General features: G+C 37.7%; 25 protein-coding genes. 22 read left to right on the top strand and 3 right to left on the bottom strand.

What is annotated here, in order from left to right; all coding sequences use genetic code 11:
• Nucleotides 1–151: 151 nt before the first annotated feature.
• The 4 genes from MOJ78_RS16045 to MOJ78_RS16030 all read left to right on the top strand — a co-directional run bounded on the left by MOJ78_RS16045 (nt 152) and on the right by MOJ78_RS16030 (nt 4,519).
• Nucleotides 152–850: an ABC transporter ATP-binding protein gene (locus MOJ78_RS16045; RefSeq protein WP_304978337.1), complete on the top strand. Its 699-nt coding sequence runs from the start codon at nt 152–154 to the stop codon at nt 848–850.
• A complete protein-coding gene (locus MOJ78_RS16040) occupies nt 840–2,195 on the top strand; it encodes an ABC transporter permease (RefSeq protein ID WP_304978336.1) in 1,356 nt (451 codons plus the stop codon). Before MOJ78_RS16045 ends, MOJ78_RS16040 begins: the two co-directional genes overlap by 11 nt.
• A gap of 832 nt (nt 2,196–3,027) precedes the next feature.
• A complete protein-coding gene (locus MOJ78_RS16035; RefSeq protein WP_304978335.1) occupies nt 3,028–3,864 on the top strand; it encodes a helix-turn-helix domain-containing protein in 837 nt (278 codons plus the stop codon).
• 82 nt (nt 3,865–3,946) lie between these two features.
• Entirely contained in the window at nt 3,947–4,519 is a 573-nt protein-coding gene (locus tag MOJ78_RS16030; protein ID WP_304978334.1) for a dihydrofolate reductase family protein, read from the top strand.
• Nucleotides 4,520–4,660: 141 nt separating this feature from the next.
• Here MOJ78_RS16030 and MOJ78_RS16025 read toward each other — a convergent pair whose 3' ends face one another.
• Nucleotides 4,661–4,813: a hypothetical protein gene (locus tag MOJ78_RS16025; protein WP_304978333.1), complete on the bottom strand. Its 153-nt coding sequence runs from the start codon at nt 4,811–4,813 to the stop codon at nt 4,661–4,663.
• Nucleotides 4,814–5,117: 304 nt separating this feature from the next.
• Here MOJ78_RS16025 and MOJ78_RS16020 point away from each other — a divergent pair, with 304 nt between their 5' ends.
• From MOJ78_RS16020 to MOJ78_RS15980, 9 genes are all read left to right on the top strand, one after another.
• Nucleotides 5,118–5,960 (top strand): P-loop NTPase family protein, encoded by an 843-nt coding sequence (locus MOJ78_RS16020; protein WP_304978332.1) that lies wholly within the window; start codon nt 5,118–5,120, stop codon nt 5,958–5,960.
• Nucleotides 5,961–6,156: 196 nt separating this feature from the next.
• Complete coding sequence (locus MOJ78_RS16015; RefSeq protein ID WP_304978331.1) at nt 6,157–6,366, top strand: hypothetical protein; 210 nt, start codon at nt 6,157–6,159, stop codon at nt 6,364–6,366.
• Between the two features lie 231 nt (nt 6,367–6,597).
• Complete coding sequence (locus tag MOJ78_RS16010; RefSeq protein ID WP_304978330.1) at nt 6,598–6,879, top strand: hypothetical protein; 282 nt, start codon at nt 6,598–6,600, stop codon at nt 6,877–6,879.
• Nucleotides 6,880–7,011: 132 nt separating this feature from the next.
• Nucleotides 7,012–7,293, top strand: coding sequence for a hypothetical protein (locus MOJ78_RS16005; protein WP_304978329.1), 282 nt, complete (start codon nt 7,012–7,014; stop codon nt 7,291–7,293).
• Nucleotides 7,294–7,342: 49 nt separating this feature from the next.
• Entirely contained in the window at nt 7,343–7,609 is a 267-nt protein-coding gene (locus tag MOJ78_RS16000; RefSeq protein WP_304978328.1) for a hypothetical protein, read from the top strand.
• 331 nt (nt 7,610–7,940) lie between these two features.
• The gene (locus MOJ78_RS15995; protein WP_304978327.1) at nt 7,941–8,291 is read left to right on the top strand and encodes a hypothetical protein; all 351 of its coding nucleotides are present in this window, start codon (nt 7,941–7,943) and stop codon (nt 8,289–8,291) included.
• Nucleotides 8,292–8,483: 192 nt separating this feature from the next.
• On the top strand, nt 8,484–8,861 hold the full coding sequence (locus MOJ78_RS15990) for a hypothetical protein (protein ID WP_304978326.1): 378 nt from the start codon (nt 8,484–8,486) through the stop codon (nt 8,859–8,861).
• A gap of 149 nt (nt 8,862–9,010) precedes the next feature.
• Entirely contained in the window at nt 9,011–9,562 is a 552-nt protein-coding gene (locus MOJ78_RS15985) for a nucleoside/nucleotide kinase family protein (RefSeq protein WP_304978325.1), read from the top strand.
• A gap of 146 nt (nt 9,563–9,708) precedes the next feature.
• Entirely contained in the window at nt 9,709–10,332 is a 624-nt protein-coding gene (locus MOJ78_RS15980) for a hydrolase (RefSeq protein WP_304978324.1), read from the top strand.
• A gap of 90 nt (nt 10,333–10,422) precedes the next feature.
• On the opposite strand, the gene MOJ78_RS15975 is transcribed toward MOJ78_RS15980, so the two are convergent.
• Both MOJ78_RS15975 and MOJ78_RS15970 read right to left on the bottom strand, forming a co-directional pair.
• Entirely contained in the window at nt 10,423–10,764 is a 342-nt protein-coding gene (locus tag MOJ78_RS15975) for a DUF3889 domain-containing protein (RefSeq protein WP_304978323.1), read from the bottom strand.
• Nucleotides 10,765–10,977: 213 nt separating this feature from the next.
• Entirely contained in the window at nt 10,978–11,370 is a 393-nt protein-coding gene (locus tag MOJ78_RS15970; RefSeq protein ID WP_304978322.1) for a DUF3888 domain-containing protein, read from the bottom strand.
• 339 nt (nt 11,371–11,709) lie between these two features.
• Here MOJ78_RS15970 and MOJ78_RS15965 point away from each other — a divergent pair, with 339 nt between their 5' ends.
• From MOJ78_RS15965 to MOJ78_RS15925, 9 genes are all read left to right on the top strand, one after another.
• On the top strand, nt 11,710–12,192 hold the full coding sequence (locus MOJ78_RS15965) for a DUF2975 domain-containing protein (RefSeq protein ID WP_304978321.1): 483 nt from the start codon (nt 11,710–11,712) through the stop codon (nt 12,190–12,192).
• A gap of 10 nt (nt 12,193–12,202) precedes the next feature.
• Entirely contained in the window at nt 12,203–12,424 is a 222-nt protein-coding gene (locus MOJ78_RS15960; RefSeq protein WP_304978320.1) for a helix-turn-helix domain-containing protein, read from the top strand.
• A 71-nt stretch (nt 12,425–12,495) separates the two neighbouring features.
• Nucleotides 12,496–13,434: an ABC transporter ATP-binding protein gene (locus MOJ78_RS15955; RefSeq protein WP_304978319.1), complete on the top strand. Its 939-nt coding sequence runs from the start codon at nt 12,496–12,498 to the stop codon at nt 13,432–13,434.
• Entirely contained in the window at nt 13,427–14,371 is a 945-nt protein-coding gene (locus tag MOJ78_RS15950; protein WP_304978318.1) for an ABC transporter permease, read from the top strand. Before MOJ78_RS15955 ends, MOJ78_RS15950 begins: the two co-directional genes overlap by 8 nt.
• Before the next feature lie 193 nt (nt 14,372–14,564).
• Nucleotides 14,565–15,410 (top strand): DUF817 domain-containing protein, encoded by an 846-nt coding sequence (locus MOJ78_RS15945; protein WP_304978317.1) that lies wholly within the window; start codon nt 14,565–14,567, stop codon nt 15,408–15,410.
• A gap of 68 nt (nt 15,411–15,478) precedes the next feature.
• Entirely contained in the window at nt 15,479–15,994 is a 516-nt protein-coding gene (locus tag MOJ78_RS15940) for a barstar family protein (RefSeq protein ID WP_304978316.1), read from the top strand.
• 129 nt (nt 15,995–16,123) lie between these two features.
• A complete protein-coding gene (locus MOJ78_RS15935; RefSeq protein ID WP_304978315.1) occupies nt 16,124–16,675 on the top strand; it encodes a GNAT family N-acetyltransferase in 552 nt (183 codons plus the stop codon).
• 201 nt (nt 16,676–16,876) lie between these two features.
• Nucleotides 16,877–17,155: a hypothetical protein gene (locus MOJ78_RS15930; protein ID WP_304978314.1), complete on the top strand. Its 279-nt coding sequence runs from the start codon at nt 16,877–16,879 to the stop codon at nt 17,153–17,155.
• A 256-nt stretch (nt 17,156–17,411) separates the two neighbouring features.
• Nucleotides 17,412–18,881 (top strand): protein adenylyltransferase SelO, encoded by a 1,470-nt coding sequence (locus tag MOJ78_RS15925; RefSeq protein WP_304978313.1) that lies wholly within the window; start codon nt 17,412–17,414, stop codon nt 18,879–18,881.
• Nucleotides 18,882–18,962: the final 81 nt, after the last annotated feature.

Raw genomic sequence — 18,962 nt, 5'->3', positions numbered from 1 at the left:
ACAAAATTATCCAGGACAAACAAAGTCAGCCACCTTGTTGGACAGCTCCTTATTAATTGGAAAATAACACCCAATTAAAAAGTTCCGAACCTTATTCCGAAATTGTACGTCTTACTAATGTAAAAGGACAAAGGAATAATGGGGGTAAATAATGATAGAAGTAAAAAAGCTGAGTCATCAGTTCGCTATAGGAAAAAAGGGAAAAGAGACCATAGTCCCTGTACTACATGATATTAGTTTAACGGTACAGAAAGGAGAAATCGTGACCATTGTCGGAAGAAGTGGTTCTGGAAAATCAACGCTACTTAACTTGATCAGTGGTTATTTGAAACCGACAAGCGGTGAAATTTTTATTGATTCTGAGAAAGTCAGTGATCTGAACGAAAGCGAATGGGCAAATTTTCGCATGAACCATTTAGGGTTCATCTTTCAAAGCTTTCAGTTGATTCCAAGTATGACTGCCTTTGAGAATGTCGAACTTGCACTTACCCTTAAAGGTGAGAAGGAAGCGGAACGGAAAAGGAAGACAGAACAAATTCTCCTTAAAGTAGGTATACAGGATTTCATGGATCATTATCCGAGTGAATTATCCGGAGGGCAACAGCAACGAGTCAGTATCGCAAGGGCATTGATCTTAAACCCTCCGATCATATTAGCTGATGAACCTACTGGTAGTCTGGATAGTGAAACAGAAAATGAATTACTGGATTTTATCCAACAGCTTAATCGCGATCTTGATATCACTTTTCTAATTATCACTCATGATGAAAAGGTTGCCCGAATTGGAGATCGAGTTATCGAATTAGCAGATGGAGCAATGAATGAGGGGGCTTTGCATCATGAGGTTTAAGGATCAGTTTCAATTCGTACGAAAAAATATGAAGAAAAATAAGTCACGTGTGTTTATGACGATTCTTGCAACGGCTATGGGCTGTGCCTTCCTGATTGTACTTGCCTCAGTTGCATTTGGTATCCAGAAATCGGTTGTTACCGATGTTACCCAAGGGCGTTTACTTACTGAAATACAAGTGTTCGGTAAGAATATTGATGAAAAAGTTGATGGTATTACCATAGACGATATCAATTACTTGAAAACGGTAGACCATGTTAAAGCGGTAACTCGGAGACAAAGGGTAGGACAAACTACGACTTACCATATTGGAGAATATATGAGCAGCGGTAGTCCGATTGCAGTTGATTTTCCTTCAGAAATAAAATCGGGCTTTGAACTGTCTAAAGGACGACTTCCGAAATCTGGTAATGAAATAGTTGTCGGTTACAACTTTGCCAGCAGTCTAGCAAAATGGAATGGTGAAGGTAAGCCTCCGGTCGATGAAAAAGGCAACGTTAAAGAGAAGTTTACGTATAAAGAAAATGTTTTAAATAAAACGATTGAACTCGAAGTGAAAAAGTATGAAGGGAGTGAAGAGAAGGCAAAACAGTTTGAACTGACCATCGTCGGGATTGGAAAGAAGCCAACGAAGGAATGGGTAAAGAATCAAAATGTATTGATCTCAGAGAAAACTTTATCAGAGATTGAGGCTTTTACGGATACTCGAAACGGAATTCTGATTCCTCCAGATATGCAGGGAAGTAAATCCCCAGATGTTCAACCGCCAGATGAAAGGGTATACAGTCAGGTGAAAATATTTGCCGATAACGTTGAAAATGTCGAAGGAATTGTTGAAACGATTAAGAAAAAAGACTATGCCGCCTACTCAGTAGCTAGCGAGATGAAACAAATAAATCTCCTATTTTTAATTGCAAAAAGCGGACTGATATTTATTGGTACGATCGCGATCCTCATTGCATCGATTGGAATTTATAACACGATGACCATGGCAGTTACAGAACGTGCTCCGGATATTGGTATCATGAAAGCGATCGGTGCAAATCCAGCGACGATCAAAAGGATCTTTCTATTAGAGAGCAGTTATATTGGAATTCTAGGTGCTTTGTTCGGGACAATTGTAGCGTATGGAATCAGTTACGGTGTAAACCTTTTGCTTCCGATCATTTTTGGAAGCGCCTTTGGTGAACAACCTCCAGAGGACTTTGTTTTCTCCTACATTCCAGTAGTCCTTCCACTGATTTGTGTTGGAATTTGTCTTGGTGTAACAATTCTCTCTGGTCTACGCCCAGCGAGCAGAGCAACTAAAGTCGATGTTTTAAAAGCGATGAGAAGAGAAGTGTAACAATAAGTTGAGATGTCTTGTTTTAATTCGTTCAGATAACGTAGAGCAAAAGTAGAAATAGCATAGATATCGAGTGTAAAATCGAATAGGTTTTATACTCGATTTTTTATTGTGATAGTATGTTTTAGTTTGTTTTAACAACCAATATAAATGGCAATTAATTTCAATTATGAAATATAGTGGAAACTGAATAGGGTGATTCAATCAATGGAAGAGGTACTCGTTCATCCGGATGGCACAACAATTACACCTTTGGATCAAGGCACAGATAAACAGGGAGTACCTAATTGTTGAACATTTGGCAATGAAACGAGGTGCTATGAGCGGCCCTCATTGGCATCGAAATCTAACGGAATCATTTACGGTTAAGGAAGGGAAGATGCGCTGTCACTGTAGATGGCAAGGAGCAGTTTCTTGGACCTGATCAACATATTAGGGTTCTTTCTAAACAGGTACATCAATTCTGGAACGAGAGCAAGGATCGCATGTAGGGTATCATTGTTTTATTATTAATTATTTTCTTTTTTGTGCTTTTATATATACTTTTTTCATTTACTAATTAACTAATTAAATAAGCGAGTGGGTACTCAAGAAAACTGTGGCGATTGCTGAATTTAAATTTTGATTTAAATCAACGACATGCTACAGGGGCTTGCTGAATAATCAAAAGCCCAAGTAGCAAAAGGGTTTATCCGATGTTTCGTCGAATTCATATGCAAGGATATTATGAGTAAAGCCTATAATAACTTGCATCTGTGGAGGTAAGTAACATGTATCAACCAGTGTCCCATAGGAATCAGCAACTACTCTTAGCCGGAGGTATTGGCGGGTTATGAGAACAATAAACTTTACAGTCTTGCCGCCACCAAAGGTATTGAGAAGCGACATCGAGTGCCTTCGGATTGCCTCGCATACGGGTAGTGAAGCACTGGATGTTAAGGTATGTCCGAATGGCCTTCCTGGTATTGTGTTCCAGCTTTCTACTGATGCTTCAGCTGCTATAGAAAGTATTGCGACCCGCTCGGCACAAATCTCGAATATTCCAATATTGTTTCTACATGGACAAGGTTCCGAACCGAGTGTCATGCACTTTAGAAACAAGCCGTACACGACAATACAAGTGGTCTTCAAGTCTCACGCGCTCTATACGCTGTTTGGTATGGATGCATCCTCGCTCAACCAAGGTTTTCTGATGCCCGACCAATTTGGCGCAAAAGAGCTTGAGAAGCAGCTTTTAGCCACCAAAACAAATGCCGAGCGAATTACTATGCTCGGCGAATTCCTTATCACAAAGCTGGAGAAAACGAATAAAAGAGATGAACTCATCGAGCAGGCGCTGGGTTTTATTCGTTTGCACATTTCAACTGTTACAGTGAAAGATTTATTGTCGGCATTTCATATTTCGGAGCGTCAATTCCAGAAGCGTTTTGCCCGAGTCGTCGGCATGCCACCCCAGTTGTACATTCGAGTAAAGCGAGTGAATGAGGCACTGAGGATGATGAATACGGGGCAGTACGAACGATTTTCGGATATCGCTTACGCGCTTAACTTTTACGATCAATCGCATTTTATCCGCGACATCAAAGCGTTTTCCTGGGTTACGCCGAAAAGCATTACGAATAAGGTGAGTGAATTCCATAGCGATGAGGCCGGGTCATCGTATTTATAGCAAAAATGACGGCTTTGTACAATTTTATATCACTCTTTCCAATTATAATGGGAATGTAAAACATAAAGGAAGGAGCATTACGATGCGAAAAGTCAAAATGATTAACCGAGTTTCTATTGATGGTTATTTTGCCAGTCTCAACGAAATGACTGGAGGTATGGACTGGTTCGTCCCAGACAACGACGTCGATAAAACTACTCACGAGATGGTGAAGGCAGATACGCTCATAGCAGGCAAAGCTACTTTTGAGTTGTTCGAGGCTTCATGGCCGCCCGTTCTGCGCGACCCAAACGCCCCTAAAGAAATGAAGGCGTTGGCACAAGAGCTGACCGACATGAGAAAAATTGTCTTCTCGGAAACGATGAAGATGTCCGACTGGGAGAACACTGAATTTTATAGTAGCGATATCACTGAAGTTGTAAAGAAGCTGAAGGAAGAAGATGGATCTGACATTCTTATCATGGGTAGCGGCACAGTCGTTCAGCAACTTACTAAGGCCGGGCTAATAGACGAGTATGTGTTCATTCTGACACCAGTCATCGCTAGTGGAGGAAAGCCACTTTTCAAAGAGGTTAATCAAAACGGGCTTACATTCCTCCAAGCCAAGAGCTTTGCATCTGGCAACGTGCTGCTGCACTACGCTGCTGCTGAATAATTCGCGGTATGCTGGTAGAACCTTGCCTGTGGTAGCCGAGTATTAGGCAACAGATAATAACTATTTAACTTTGTTCAGTCTGTTCCAGATAAGGGGTGATAATTAAGTTATCGCCCCCTCTATGAAGAAGTCACCAGTTAGTTAGCCTCTTCGTACTTTTTTATACTCTATTAATACAACCACAAATTCTTCACTTAGTTTAACATTACCGATACCTGAAGCATCAATTTTAAGAGTAATGGTATCTAAACTTATATCCTCATCAAGTTCACCTACCATTATATCTAATTTCATTAGACTGGGACCCAGGTAATTTTATAGTGAAAAGTGTTGAACCCTTGATTAAGTTTCTCCTGTTCAGCTAAAGGAGGCATATCTGTAAAAAGATATGCTTCCTTTTTTATGAAATAAATCATTGAGTTAGATTCATAAATTTGAAATAATTGTAATTAAAAATATGAGTTTATTTTAGAGTTCCTTAATGAATAGGAGGAGAACAGGTGAAGTAGCTTCCTTAATTAAAGATAGATTGGCTAATTACCCCAAACTCAAACTATCAGAAATAGCTTATTAAATACATTGTAAAAAAGGAGTCTAAATGAATACAAAGTTAATATTAATTGAAGGTTTACCTGGATCAGGTAAAACGACTATTGCGAGACTTGTACATGATCTTTTGAAAAAACAAAGGTTGGGTGCACGACTTTTTTTAGAAGGCAATTTAGATCATCCAGCTGATTATGATGGTGTGGCTTTTTATGATAAAAATGACTTTGAAAAACTTTTGAAGGAATACAGCGATTATCAACATATGTTACAAAATAACGTGATGATTCAAGAAAATGGGTATTTCATTCCTTATGCAAAAATGAGTGAAAAATACGGTAAACAAATACCTGATCAGCTATTTGATGATATTTTCACACATGATATTTATGAGCTTTCATTTGAAAAAAATGTGGAACTCATAACAGAAAGGTGGAAGGGTTTCGGAGAAAAAGCACATCATGAACATTCAACTTATGTATTTGAGTGTTGTTTTATGCAGAATCCAATGACCATTGGCTTTGTTAAATATAATAGGTCGTTTGAAGAAGTTTCAGACTATATTTTAGGGTTAGGCGAGAGTATAAAAAGATTACATCCGATACTGATATATGTGTATCAAAAAAGCATTAACAAATCATTTGAAAGGGCACTAGCTGAACGGCCAAAAGCATGGTCAGAAGGATTTATCGAATATTACACGGAACAGGGTTACGGGAAAAGCCGAAATTATCATGGGGTAGATGGAACTATTGAAGTGTTAAAAGAGATGAAGTTATTTGGAAAAAGAATCTATGACACTCTTGATGTGAAGAAAATTTGGCTTGATAATTCACAATTAGATTTGGACAAGACCAGAATAATATTAAAAGAAGAATTGGATAGATACTTTTAAATTAAGATAAAAAAAGGGGGGAATCAAGTCTACTGTTGCCCCCTTTGTTCCGTTTAAGGGGGCTTATTCAAAATAGTGTAAGCCTTTTTAATTTATAGGGAGAAATTATGAATCTCAAAAATGTTGTAATTGTGCTTTCTGTATTCTTAAATCGTTAGGTAATATTATTTATAATGTAGCTTCCAAAAGGGGCCAGTTGAGGTGTCGTTCAAAGAAGCAGTTAGAGTTGAAAATTACGTATGTTAATACTCTTATTGCTGAAGGACGAATGGAACATATTTCTGAAGAAACGTTAAAAAGGGTAAATCAAAAAATGAGTGCAGGTACAAGTTTTAAGACTTATCAGTTGTTAGAATTTGATAACGGCGAAATGGTATTACTTAACTTAACTCCGAACGAGAAATAATGAAATTCAGGATGTAGTAATCGTTCCTGAAGGGCTAAGATCTATATTTAAATAACTGCAATTTACTTAGTGGCTTATTCCATTTAAGGGGGCTTTTCTGTAACAAGGAAAGCGTCTTGCTTTTTGAAATAAAGGATTGTGATAAATCACAAATTTTGAAATAATTGGGATTAAGTAATCGGGCGTTATCTGGAATAAGATTAAAAAATGTAAATTTGAAAGGAGTTTGTTATGAGAACAAGCAAGAGTTGGATTTTACCCGTTTTTTTCTTTGTCATTTCAATTTTATTAGCAGGCAAAGGACTTGAGTTACGTTCATTGAGAACAGATGTAGATGGAACTGGAATGGGGGTATATTTTTTATTCATTGAGATTAATGATAGTGTTCCAGAAAAAAATATTCCCTCATATGCCTTCGGATTCTTCATCTCAAGTTTGATATCCCTACTTATTTCTTTTGGTCTGTATTTAAGCACATGCATTAAATCGAACAAAATAAAAAACTTAATGTAAAATAATCGCTGTTACATAAACTGGAGCTATTAATCGCTATTTACATACTCAAAAATTTGCAGTTCAATTTAAATAACAAGGGGTTACTTATATGAGGCTACTAAAAATACTGTTTGTATTTTGGTATTTTTTGTGAGTGGTTTTACTGAAGAAAAGAATAGATTAAGTCAGGAAAAAGCTGAGCAATTGGCTTTTGAAGCCTTAGAAAAGGACTATGATGGCTATATCATAAATGAACAAGATCGAGAACCGTTTGTGACTGTTAAAGTGTTGAGGTCAGTAAGAAACAAATTGGATACTGGATGGGATATATATTTTACCTCCACGAAAGTTAGACCAAAAGGAAAAGAAATTGCAGTTTATTATGTAAGTGATAGTAAAGAAGTCTCTAGCCGATCTTGGTATGGATATTAGGTATTATTATACAAACGTTGGCGATTGTTCAATAAGGAGGTACCTTATTTTGAAGCTACCATTATGGCTTTGGATTTCAGTAGTTTTGTTTAGTATTGGTGAATGGGCTGCACTGCCCATATTAGCAGATATAACATCTCATGCTCGCAATGTTGTTGATGGCATTATGATTATTATATTTATTGTTTATCCTTTATTCTTTATTGCTTCATTGCTTTTGTTACCTAAAGGAACACGAAAAAAAGGTGTCTATATTCTATTGATACCAATAGTCGTATATATACCATTAATGTTGGATTTGTTTCCGAACTTATAATACATGAGAATTAATATTTTTTCCAACGGGGTGATTGCTGCACAAGGTGATCGCCTTCCTCTTACTAAAGAATTGGAAAGGATTGTTTAATAACAATATAGAAAAAATTAAGGTTAAAGATGACTCAATCGTTGTTCCAAAAGAAAAAGGAGTATATGTCTATTATGTACAAGCTGATTGGAAGCAAGGGGACGGAAATTATGCGTTCTCGGTAAAAGTAAAATAAATAATCCTTCTTCATTTTCAGCTTAAGGAGGCGATTCTTCAATAAGAGATAATGTTTTTGGAACTCAATTATCCTAACGTCTGTTAAACAAGGAGGGAGGATAATATGAAGTACAAGTTTTTATATTTATCAATAAAATTGTTATTGATATCAGTCGTTGGTTGTTCAAATAATCAAGTTGAATCGAATAAAGATAGTAATGAATATATAAAGAAAGTTGCTTGGGAATATATTAAAGAAAAAGGTTGGAATGATTCTACTAATAAAGATTGGCAAAATGCAGAAGTCACCCAAACAATTGCCGACAATAAATATGAGTTATTGAATAATGAATATGAAGGTGAAAAAGTGATGTCTGTTACTTTTGAAGATAAAAAGAATGCTTTGGTCGGTACACCTATTATACTTGTTGCTCCTGATACCAATGAAGTAATCGGGTATGTGGCAGGTGAATAGTTGATTTCTTATTGAACTATACCAGCTAATAGTGGAAAACTATTTATTCCAAATAAGGGGAAAGAATTGAAGATCAAGGAATTGTAGCGACCTCATTTCTAGTTTTACTAACGGGTAAGTTACTTCAAAGCTTAATCATTTAATGAAATATATTGGAATAAAACTAAATCAAATTTGTTTTGGAGGAATCAAATGAAGAAAGGGGTATTGATAGTTGGCGGGTTAATAATAGTATTAGGTATTGTTGCATTCAATAGTAAATTCTATTACCCACCACTACCTATTGATTCTATAAGTAAAAAGGAAGTCATAAATTCTTTAAATGATTCTTCAACAGATATTGTGAAAATAGCTGAAGAAAATGGTTATGAGTGGTTTATTACACGAATGGAACAAGGTAAAGCATACAAAAATTTAAAGCGAATGATTAGCGATAATGGGTGGGAATTCAAAACTCAAGAGGGTAGTGGCTATTTTTTTGAAAAGGATGATAACACACTTATTGCAACTACACAGATGTGGACAGGAAATTATGTTATTGTTAAAATCCCAAAGAACTGGAAAAGGTAGTTATTTATGATTGTGAATAATTGTACTTAAACGGGTGCAATTCATAAATATTTATATACGCTCTTAGTCCATTATAGGAGGCTCTTCTTTAATTAACGAATTCTTTAACATAATGAAAATGTAAGTAAGGGATAAAAAGGAGTGAAATGATGAATGTAAAACCTAAAGTCATCTCAATTGCTGCAGTATCTGGAGGTGGAAAGACTACTGTAACAAAAAAATTAGGCAGTAAGTTAAAACATTCTAAAAAACTATTCTTTGATGAATATGACTTTAAAGATTCACCAGAAGATCTAATTAAATGGGTAGAAGAAGGATCAGATTATGACCAGTGGAATCTAGAGCCTTTCGTCTCAGATATTCGGTCCATCTTAAGTTCTAAAGAAGCTTTATCATATGTATTGCTTGACTACCCATTCGCATATAAAAATAAAAGTATGCAAAACCTCATTGATCTCTCTATTTATATTGATACACCTTTAGACATTGCAATGGCGAGACGTTTATTAAGGGATTACACAAATAGATTAACGTCTAATATACATAACGAATTAAAGTTTTATATAAGTTCCGGCAGAATTGCTTATTTAGAGATGGAGACTACAATCAAGGCAGACTCTGACTTGATTATTGATGGTACTTTACCTGCCGATAAAATAGTTGATCTAATCGTCCAAAAGATAAAAAGTAGAGGATTATAATCAATGTTCCAGAAAGGGGCATATCCAAAATACGATATGCCTTTATATTAATGTAATAAATCATTGAGTTGGATTAACAGTTTGAAATAATTGGTATTAATCAAGAGGACAGGATTGTTGAAGAAATATTGAAGGGTGGGGGAATTATGGGTTCAAGAATAATGCACTCGATTATTGGTAATAAAATTGCAGAGGCTTTATCAATAGAAGATAAAACATCTTTTTTGCTTGGAAGCGTTGCTCCAGACGCTGTTCTTTCACACGAAGAAAAAAACATATCACATTTCTTTGTAGGTGAAGTACAAGATTATTCAAGAAGTGTTGATTACAAAGGATTTTTACATAAATATAGTCCGCAAGTAGAAAGTAAAAATGATTATATATTGGGGTATTGTGCACATTTAATTGCTGATGATATATGGCTAAGAGGTTTTAATCTTTCTTGGTTAAGGAACAGAATGGATGCTGATGAAGGATTATATAAGTTATACCATAATGATTTTCTATTACTAAATGGAAAATTATTAGAACACTATGGTTTTACAAATGAATTGAGAAAACCGTTTAGTCATTTTCCGGCAATTTTAGACTTGGAAGAGGTTAAGTTCAAAGACGTTGAAAAATTCGTTCCTTATGTATTAGGCGATATGGAGTACAATAAGGAAGTTTTAAATGAAAAACTTAATGTTTTTACGTTTAATCAGATAGTTGGTTATATAGAGACATCAGTTAATGTGGGGTTATTGAAAATAAAGCCTATACTTACTTAATAGATTTTAAAAAAATAATCTTCAACGAAGGGGGAGATTGCTAAATAAACGTTCACTCTTGAATAGTGAAGAAATGCCAGTTTTGTCTTTCTATTTAGATGTTTTCATATATTTAATATCCATTATTTGTTCTGTTTCATTATTAAATTTAATATCAACAAAAACACCAAATTCTTTGCCTTCTTCTTTCAACCATAATTTAAACTTTTCTGTTGAGTATTGTGTTCCTTTTTCCCTTCCAATATGAAGATAGTCAATAATTGCTGCCTTTGGATATTTTTCCTTTGTTTTTTGCATAGCTATTTGCCCCCATTTCGCATGTGGAGGAACTTCTTGATTTCTATTTATAGCATTGTTTGGACTTTTTGATGTTGTATAATTTTCAAACAATAGTATACAAAGAATTAACTGGATGGATATTACTAACTTCATTTCTTAAAACCTTCTTTTTTGTCTTAATCTCTTTGTAATTGTTAAGGGTTATTCTTCTTTTAAATTATACAATTGCAGGGCATATCTGGAATAACGACTTGTTAAAAACCGGTAAAAGAGCTTGGGTTTGCCAAGCTTTACTTATTCGCTTGCAGGTTTTTTTGGTTTCGGCAGGATTCATGATTAAAGCCTATTAATATTGGATCTCAATGTTTACTGGCACTTAATTTTTTTACTTGGAGATAGTTTTTTAGAGGTAATCTTTTCAACAATCCAATCATTACTGTATCCCTTTTTTATAAGGGTTAAGTATACCAAATAATGTGGAGGATTATGTGGTCCTTCAAAAGTCCTTGCTCTTAATCGAATTTTGTATCCTGGTTGTAATTTTTCAATGTTCAATATTTTATCACAGTCTGTCTGAGTAACTTTACCAAAGTATTTGTCAACAGCATTACTGATAACAGGTGACAAAGTAGATATTAGAGTATCTTCGAGCAATTCTATATTGTCATCATTAAGATTGTTATTTGCTTGGACACTAGGGGTTAGTGTGAAACCAATTATCAAAACTGTAGCTATAATGATTACGAAGTATTTTCTCATTGTTCAATTACACCTTCAATGTTAGCTATATTCTTAACATCCACATGCTTTTTGAAATCATACATAGCATTTGCTATTCCTGAAAAGGGGGCGTTTATCTATATAGGGTTACGTCTCTTTTTGTTGAATACAAAACAATTGTGGCAGGATTGTGTGGAATAAGATAAAAGGATAAGGGGGTGATAGAGTATTTCTTTGTATGAGGAATGCTTTTTATCTTTGTCTAAAATTAAAATTCTCTTAACAACAAAAACATTATAAAAATTAATAAAAATTTATTGAAAGACAATAAATAATATGTTAAATTCAAATTGATAATAAATAAGTGAGGTGCTTTTTATGAAACGAGGGTCAACACTCTTTTTAAGGATGGCTGTTTTTCTTATTGGAACTCCAGGTCTTGCTTTCGGTATATTTGGCGGACCTTGGATAGCTAAAGAAGCAGCAGAAGGTAATTCGGAGTTCGCTTATGTACTATATGGCATTGTAATAGTTATGTATGTATCGGCGATACCGTTTTTTGCTGCATTATATCAGGCTTTTAAACTTTTAAGTTATATTGACAAGAACAAAGCGTTCTCAGATATATCTGTAAAAGCTTTAAAAAATATAAAATATTGTGCAATCACAATTTGTGGCTTATATGTGGTTAGTCTGCCATTCTTCTATATTTTTGCGCAGTTAGACGATGCACCAGGTATGATTTTAATCGGATTGATCCTTACTTTTGCTCCAATGGTTATTGCGGTCTTTGCTGCTGTTCTCCAGAGGCTATTACAAGAAGCTATAAATATAAAATCAGAAAATGATTTAACGGTCTGAGGTGAATAACATGGCGATTATAATCAATATTGATGTGATGCTGGCGAAACGGAAGATGAGTGTAACGGAACTTTCGGAGAGGGTTGGAATCACGATGGCGAACCTTTCGATATTGAAAAATGGAAAGGCAAAAGCGATTCGATTATCAACATTAGAGGCGATTTGTAAGGCATTGGAATGTCAGCCTGGAGATATTTTGGAATACAAACCTGACGAAGACATGCAAGGGTAATAAAGCACGGATATATATCAGTGTGAACAAAAGGACGAAATGTCCAGGTGCATAATTGAAGGAGGATATGTATGAAGAACGAACCTATCATCAGCTTGAGTAATGTGACCAAACGGATTGGCCGGACCACCATCATCGACGATCTTACATTTGACGTACCAAAAGGGGAAATCTTCGGCTTCCTTGGTCCGAATGGAGCCGGTAAAACCACGACAATCCGCATGATCGTCGGACTAATGTCAATCACCAAGGGTCAGATACTGATTAAAGGGAAAAGTATCAAAACCGAGTTCGAGCAAGCGATCCGCCACGTTGGCGCCATCGTGGAAAGTCCCGAAATGTACAAGTATCTGAGCGGGTACCAGAATCTTGTTCATTACGCCCGTATGGTTCCAGGTGTGACGAAGGAACGGATTGATGAAGTGGTGTCGCTCGTAAGGATGGAAAAACGCATCCATGACAAAGTAAAAAAGTATTCGCTCGGCATGCGCCAGCGCTTGGGAGTGGCACAGGCACTGCTGCATCGGCCGTCACTGCTGATTCTTGATGAACCAACGAACGGGCTTGACCCCGCGGGGATTCGCGAGTTGCGCGATTATTTGCGGCATTTGACCCGTACGGAAGGGATCACCGTTATCGTCTCCAGCCATTTATTGTCCGAGATGGAGCTTATGTGTGACCGGGTCGCCATCCTCCAGCAGGGAAAGCTGGTTAATGTGATGCCGATTCAGCATTTTACTGGTGAAAACGATCAAGCCCAAACGTATCTGATCGAAGCACAGCCGCCAGAACAGGCGTTGAGAGCTTTAAGGCAAATAGATGGGGTTCAGGAGGCCAAACTGACTGAGGAAGGGCTTGTCGAGGTCGCCACCGAGCGGGAGCGTATCCCAGACATTCTAGAAGGGCTGATGCAGAACGATATTCGTATTCGCATCTATGGGGTCCAGGTGGTCTCCCAATCTCTGGAGGAACGATTCTTGGAAATAACGGGGGGGAAGCAGATTGGTTAATCTAGTACGCAATGAAAACATGAAGATCTACCGGCGGATGAGAACGTGGATCCTGATCGGACTCATGGCAACTTTTGTGCTTTATTTCAACTTCATTGAATGGCATTCCGAAGGAAAAAATGCGCAAGGCGAAAATTGGCGGACAGAACTGGTAGAGGAGAAGCAGGACATAAGTGAAAGGCTAAAGCAGCCTAAGATAGGTGAAGAAGACCAAACTTACTACAAACAGCGGATTGCCACCATCGACTATCATTTAGATCAGAATATTCGCTCGACGGAAGGGACGATGTGGGATGGCGTGAACGGTTCGGCCAGTCTTGCGATCGTGATTACCATTTTCACCATTATCATTGCGGGAGACATTCTGGCGGGAGAATTTTCGTCCGGTACCATCAAGCTGTTGCTCATCCGGCCAGCCAACCGGGTCAAGATCCTTTTATCCAAGTATATTTCGGTTCTGATGTTCGGCATTCTGTTGTTACTCACTCTGTTCGTCCTATCCATCGGGATGAACGGAATCTTATACGGCTTTGGACACATGGATCTACCGTTGATCACAATGAATGAGGAAGGCCAAATCGTCGAGAAGAATATGGTCGTCAATCTGTGGAAAACGTATATGCTTAACAGTATATCTACAGTCATGTTCGTAACGATGGCGTTTATGATTTCGTCCGCATTCCGAAGCAGCACGATGGCGATCGGATTTTCCATCGGCGCCTTGTTAGGGGGACATATTATTCTGGAGGCCCTGCAGCGGTACGATTGGAGCAAGTACCTGTTGTTCGCTAACACCGATCTTACCCAGTACCTGAGCGGACATCCTTTCCAAGAGGGAATGACGTTGTCTTTTTCCATCTGGATGCTTGTTGTCTATTTCCTCACGTTCAATCTGATTTCCTGGCTCCTTTTTACACGTAGAGACGTGGCAGCCTAAAGTTGCCGAGGGCATAGGGGTATAAAGATTTTTCTATATTGAAAAATGGAAGGAAAAAAGCGATTCGATCATCAGTAGAAGGATTTGCAATGCTTTAATAACTTAATCAGAAGATGTTTTAGAATACGGAAGTGATGAAGCTATCCAAAATATGAAGAGCAGGAATGTTTAACTTTGTAGGGGGGAAGTTCAAATGAATTTAACCATTCAAAATGATTCTAAGAAACAACCAGTGGAGGCACAAATCAAAAGAGCGTTCAAACAACTCATTCGTTTTGGTTGGGAGCAGGCGTTATCCTGTTTGTTTCCTGTCGTTATTTTTGCCTCGTTGGCTTTAACCCAAATCATGCCGCTTCCCTTCCTGCCACGTTATGACTGGCTGCTCATCATCTGCCTTCTGATGCAGGTTTGGATGGTGCGTTCCGGGCTTGAAACACGAGATGAACTAAAGGTTATCACAGTGTTTCACCTTATTGGACTCGCTCTTGAACTTTTCAAGGTACATATGGGTTCTTGGTCTTATCCGGAGGAAGGATATTCTAAAATCTTCGGGGTGCCTTTGTATAGCGGATTCATGTACGCGAGTGTAGCGAGTTATCTTTGCCAGGCATGGAGGAGACTGAAGGTTGAACTGGTTAAGTGGCCACCGTTTTTAGTCGTTGTACCGCTTGCAGCTGCGATTTATTTGAATTTCTTCACCCACCATTATTGGATTGATGTTCGTTGGTGGTTATCCGGACTCGTCATTATCGTCTTTTGGCGATCATGGGTCACATACGAGGTGGACGAAACTCGTTATCGTATGCCACTCTCACTTTCTTTTGTGCTCATCGGATTTTTTATATGGATAGCCGAAAATATCGCAACGTTCTTTGGAGCTTGGGAATATCCAAACCAAACCGATGCATGGAGTCTCGTTCATCTAGGAAAGGTGAGTTCATGGCTCTTATTAGTGATTGTTAGCTTTCTTATAGTAGCGATGTTAAAACAGGTTAAGGGGAAAAAATCCACGAGGATAAACGCTAGTCAATTTTTATAACTGTTAAAAACCCTCTTTATAGATCGATTTTTTTGAAATAATTGGTATTAATCAGCTGGGGCAGGTTTGTGGAACAAGGAAAATATCTTGGAGATGATGAAATGGCAGAAGAATATTGGAAGGATCTTATGCTGGATGGAAGCGTTACTTTGTTTTGGAATAACAATATTTATGAAAAAAACATTGAAGCGGTAAAAGCAGAAGGTTTTGATATATATTCATTTGATTGCATTAAGTGGGAAAAAGACAATTTTCACAAAGAATTAGCCAATATTCTTGGATTTCCAGCTTATTATGGTGAGAACTTAAATGCTTTTAATGACTGTTTATCTGATATGATTCCTAACAATAAAGGGTTTGTATTGGTATTTAGGAACTACGATATTTTTGCAAAGAAATACCCTGACATTGCTTTTCGTATTTTAGATATTATACAAATAAATTCATGGCGATTTCTAATTGAAGGTACAATATTATTAGGGTTCGTTCAATCTAATGACGGAAAATTAACTTTTCCTCCATTAGGAGGAATGACTGCCGATTGGAATAGAGAAGAATGGTTTAATAAAAATAGAGGTTTATAAATCTTGTTGAACAATGGCGGCGATTGCTGCAACAAAGGTGGAAGCTTTTTTCTAATTGAAGAATCGGGCAGTTTATCGAATACAGAGTACATAGAATAATCCTAATTTCAATAGAGAGTTGGAGAGCCAGTGGAAAAAGGATTTCCGATCATTGAAACGAAAAGATTAGTGTTAAGAGAAGCAACAACAGAGGATGCCAATGATATGTTTAACTATTTATCTGATGAAGATGTTGTAAAACATATGGGATTAGCGCGTTTCCAAACAGTTGAAGACGTTTGGGATGAAATCAAGTGGTATCACTCTATTAAAGAAGAAGGTACTGGAATTAGGTGGGGAATTACACTGAAGGATGAAGGGAAGCTGATAGGAAGTTGTGGCTTTCTTAATATCGTTGCCAAACATTATAGAGCTGAAGTTGGTTTTGAATTAAGCAAGGATTACTGGGGGAAAGGAATCGCTAGTGAAGCATTAGAAGCTGTTGTTAGATATGGGTTTCATCACTATCAATTAGAAAGAATTGAGGCTTTAATAGAACCTGCAAACTCCCCATCGCAAAAACTAGTAGAAAAGCAAGGGTTCAAAAAAGAGGGGTTGTTAAGACATTATGAATATACTTGTGGGAAATTTGATGACTTATATATGTATTCATTCTTAAAAGGAGACCTCAACCTTATTTAACACTAATTATTACGAGTGAGCCCCCACTCACCTTGCGAGTGGGGGCTTATTCGAAGAGAGGTAAGCTTCCTTTTTTATGAAATTAATGATTGAGTTAACCGCAATATTTTGAAATAATTGGTACTAATCAACAGTGCAGTAATGATGTACAAGTATAAACGGTTACATAGAAGATAAAAAATCATTGAGTTGGTGATAGTTTTGTCAAAGAAATCATTTTCATATTTATCTGCACTCTTTTTTGTTTTATCGGTTTTTCCTCTTCTAGCAGGTTTAACTCGGTGGGGTAATGGATTATATGTCTATGTTCTAAATATAAATATCTACTCACCTGTGATTTTTGGAGGAATAGGATTGTTATTTGCTTTGTTTGGGATGAAGGGGAAAGTAAAAATCGGTCTTGTTTTGTTGAATATATTAGCTTTATGCCTTTCTCTTTTTTTATTATTTGTCGCAATATATGGTTTTCAAGAACCTTAAACAATCGTCTTCCCTATTTTGCAAAATATAAATCTGCAAAACAATAAATTTTGAAAGGAAGTATAAGGGGGTAGATAAGTTATGGTTTACAATATTCGTAAAATGGAACAGAAAGATATAAACCAAGTTCAAGAAGTTGCTAAAATGAGTTGGAATGCGACTTACGTGAGATATAAATAAAATGTCTATGATTTTTTATGTTTTGTAACAGAATATACGTGAATAGAACTATGACAAAATAATCAAAGGAGATAGGATGACACATAATAATAAAGAAATGGGATGGAACTTTGATAACAGTTATGCCCGTCTGCCGGAATCATTTTTTGAAAGTACCGAACCAACCCCTGTACGTTCACCTGAGTTGGTCATTCTCAATAAACCTTTGGCAAAATCTTTAGGTTTGGATGTAAAGAAGCTTCAAAGTGAAGAAGGAATAGACGTTTTTGCTGGCAATAAGATTCCCGAAGGTGCTTTACCGATTGCCCAGGCTTATGCCGGTCATCAGTTCGGGCACTTTACGATGTTAGGAGACGGTCGGGCGGTGCTGCTCGGTGAACAGGGTACTCCATCAGGTGAACGGTTTGATATTCAGCTCAAGGGTTCAGGCCGAACACCTTTCTCCCGCGGAGGTGATGGCCGAGCGACAATTGGACCGATGCTGCGCGAATATATCATCAGTGAAGCCATGCATGCACTTCGTATTCCAACCAACCGTAGTCTCTCTGTTGTGACAACCGGGGAGTCCGTGATTCGCGAAACGGAGCTCCCTGGTGCCATTCTGACCCGTGTGGCTGCCAGTCACCTCCGTATCGGCACCTTTGAATACGTGGTGAAATGGGGAACCGTGGAAGAACTTCGGACTCTTGCTGACTATGCAATAAAGCGTCATTTTCCAGACATTGAGGAAAATGAAGATCGATATCTTTCACTGTTTCAAGAAGTGATCAAGCGTCAAGCTGGTTTAATTACGAAATGGCAACTGGTCGGTTTTATCCACGGGGTGATGAACACCGACAACATGACCATCAGCGGAGAAACCATCGATTATGGACCATGCGCCTTTATGGATGATTATGACCCGGCTACGGTATTCAGTTCCATTGATGTTCAAGGCCGATATGCCTATCAGAATCAGCCGGCTATTGGCCAGTGGAATCTCGCGCGCTTTGCTGAAGCCCTTTTGCCACTGTTTCATGAAAAGCAAGATCATGCGGTTGAACTTGCCCAGGAGGCTCATTCCAAGTTTGAGGATTTGTATCATAGTCATTGGCTTGCGGGGATGAGGAAAAAGCTAGGAATCCAGAACGAAGAGGAGCAGGACAAATCTTTGATCGAAGACCTTCTCCGTATCATGAAGAAGCATGGTGCCGACTTTACCAATACGTTTCGTGCCCTAACGTTAGATAAGCCGGAGGATACGGCCATGAATGGGACGACGGAATTTACTCATTGGTATGAGCAGTGGCAGGCGAGGCTGGACCGACAGGAGGAACCGAAACCTTCTTCCTATAAATTGATGAAGAACTCGAATCCTGCGGTTATTCCTCGCAACCACCGGGTAGAAGAGGCGCTTGAGGCTGCAGTGGAAAAAGGAGACTACAGTGTGATGGAGCAGCTTATTGAGGTTCTTTCAAATCCTTATGCGTATTCTCCTGAACAGGAGGAATACACCAATTTGCCGGAGCCATCAAACCGCCCTTATCGAACCTTTTGCGGAACCTGAATAGAGATGTTAAGTGTTTAAACTAAGAGCCCATTTCCCCTTTGGAATAAGGGCTCTTTTTGTAATGCAAAAGGCTGAGGA

The sequence above is a fragment of the Alkalihalobacillus sp. AL-G genome, assembly GCF_030643805.1.
In the GTDB taxonomy this organism is placed as follows: Bacteria; Bacillota; Bacilli; order Bacillales; family Fictibacillaceae; genus Pseudalkalibacillus.
Note: the sequence above shows the minus strand (reverse complement) of the source record. Positions and strands in the feature narration are given on the sequence as shown.

What these genes read in the sequence shown, in the direction of transcription:
- MOJ78_RS15970 (WP_304978322.1), bottom strand. Translation starts at nt 11,370, where the DNA reads ATGAGAAAATACTTCGTAATCATTATAGCTACAGTTTTGATAATTGGT.
- MOJ78_RS15945 (WP_304978317.1), top strand. Translation starts at nt 14,565, where the DNA reads ATGAATTTAACCATTCAAAATGATTCTAAGAAACAACCAGTGGAGGCA.
- MOJ78_RS15980 (WP_304978324.1), top strand. Translation starts at nt 9,709, where the DNA reads ATGGGTTCAAGAATAATGCACTCGATTATTGGTAATAAAATTGCAGAG.
- MOJ78_RS16040 (WP_304978336.1), top strand. Translation starts at nt 840, where the DNA reads ATGAGGTTTAAGGATCAGTTTCAATTCGTACGAAAAAATATGAAGAAA.
- MOJ78_RS15965 (WP_304978321.1), top strand. Translation starts at nt 11,710, where the DNA reads ATGAAACGAGGGTCAACACTCTTTTTAAGGATGGCTGTTTTTCTTATT.
- MOJ78_RS16025 (WP_304978333.1), bottom strand. Translation starts at nt 4,813, where the DNA reads ATGAAATTAGATATAATGGTAGGTGAACTTGATGAGGATATAAGTTTA.
- MOJ78_RS15975 (WP_304978323.1), bottom strand. Translation starts at nt 10,764, where the DNA reads ATGAAGTTAGTAATATCCATCCAGTTAATTCTTTGTATACTATTGTTT.
- MOJ78_RS15985 (WP_304978325.1), top strand. Translation starts at nt 9,011, where the DNA reads ATGAATGTAAAACCTAAAGTCATCTCAATTGCTGCAGTATCTGGAGGT.
- MOJ78_RS16035 (WP_304978335.1), top strand. Translation starts at nt 3,028, where the DNA reads ATGAGAACAATAAACTTTACAGTCTTGCCGCCACCAAAGGTATTGAGA.
- MOJ78_RS16010 (WP_304978330.1), top strand. Translation starts at nt 6,598, where the DNA reads ATGAGAACAAGCAAGAGTTGGATTTTACCCGTTTTTTTCTTTGTCATT.
- MOJ78_RS16030 (WP_304978334.1), top strand. Translation starts at nt 3,947, where the DNA reads ATGCGAAAAGTCAAAATGATTAACCGAGTTTCTATTGATGGTTATTTT.
- MOJ78_RS15955 (WP_304978319.1), top strand. Translation starts at nt 12,496, where the DNA reads ATGAAGAACGAACCTATCATCAGCTTGAGTAATGTGACCAAACGGATT.
- MOJ78_RS16020 (WP_304978332.1), top strand. Translation starts at nt 5,118, where the DNA reads ATGAATACAAAGTTAATATTAATTGAAGGTTTACCTGGATCAGGTAAA.
- MOJ78_RS15925 (WP_304978313.1), top strand. Translation starts at nt 17,412, where the DNA reads ATGACACATAATAATAAAGAAATGGGATGGAACTTTGATAACAGTTAT.
- MOJ78_RS15960 (WP_304978320.1), top strand. Translation starts at nt 12,203, where the DNA reads ATGGCGATTATAATCAATATTGATGTGATGCTGGCGAAACGGAAGATG.
- MOJ78_RS16045 (WP_304978337.1), top strand. Translation starts at nt 152, where the DNA reads ATGATAGAAGTAAAAAAGCTGAGTCATCAGTTCGCTATAGGAAAAAAG.
- MOJ78_RS15990 (WP_304978326.1), top strand. Translation starts at nt 8,484, where the DNA reads ATGAAGAAAGGGGTATTGATAGTTGGCGGGTTAATAATAGTATTAGGT.
- MOJ78_RS15995 (WP_304978327.1), top strand. Translation starts at nt 7,941, where the DNA reads ATGAAGTACAAGTTTTTATATTTATCAATAAAATTGTTATTGATATCA.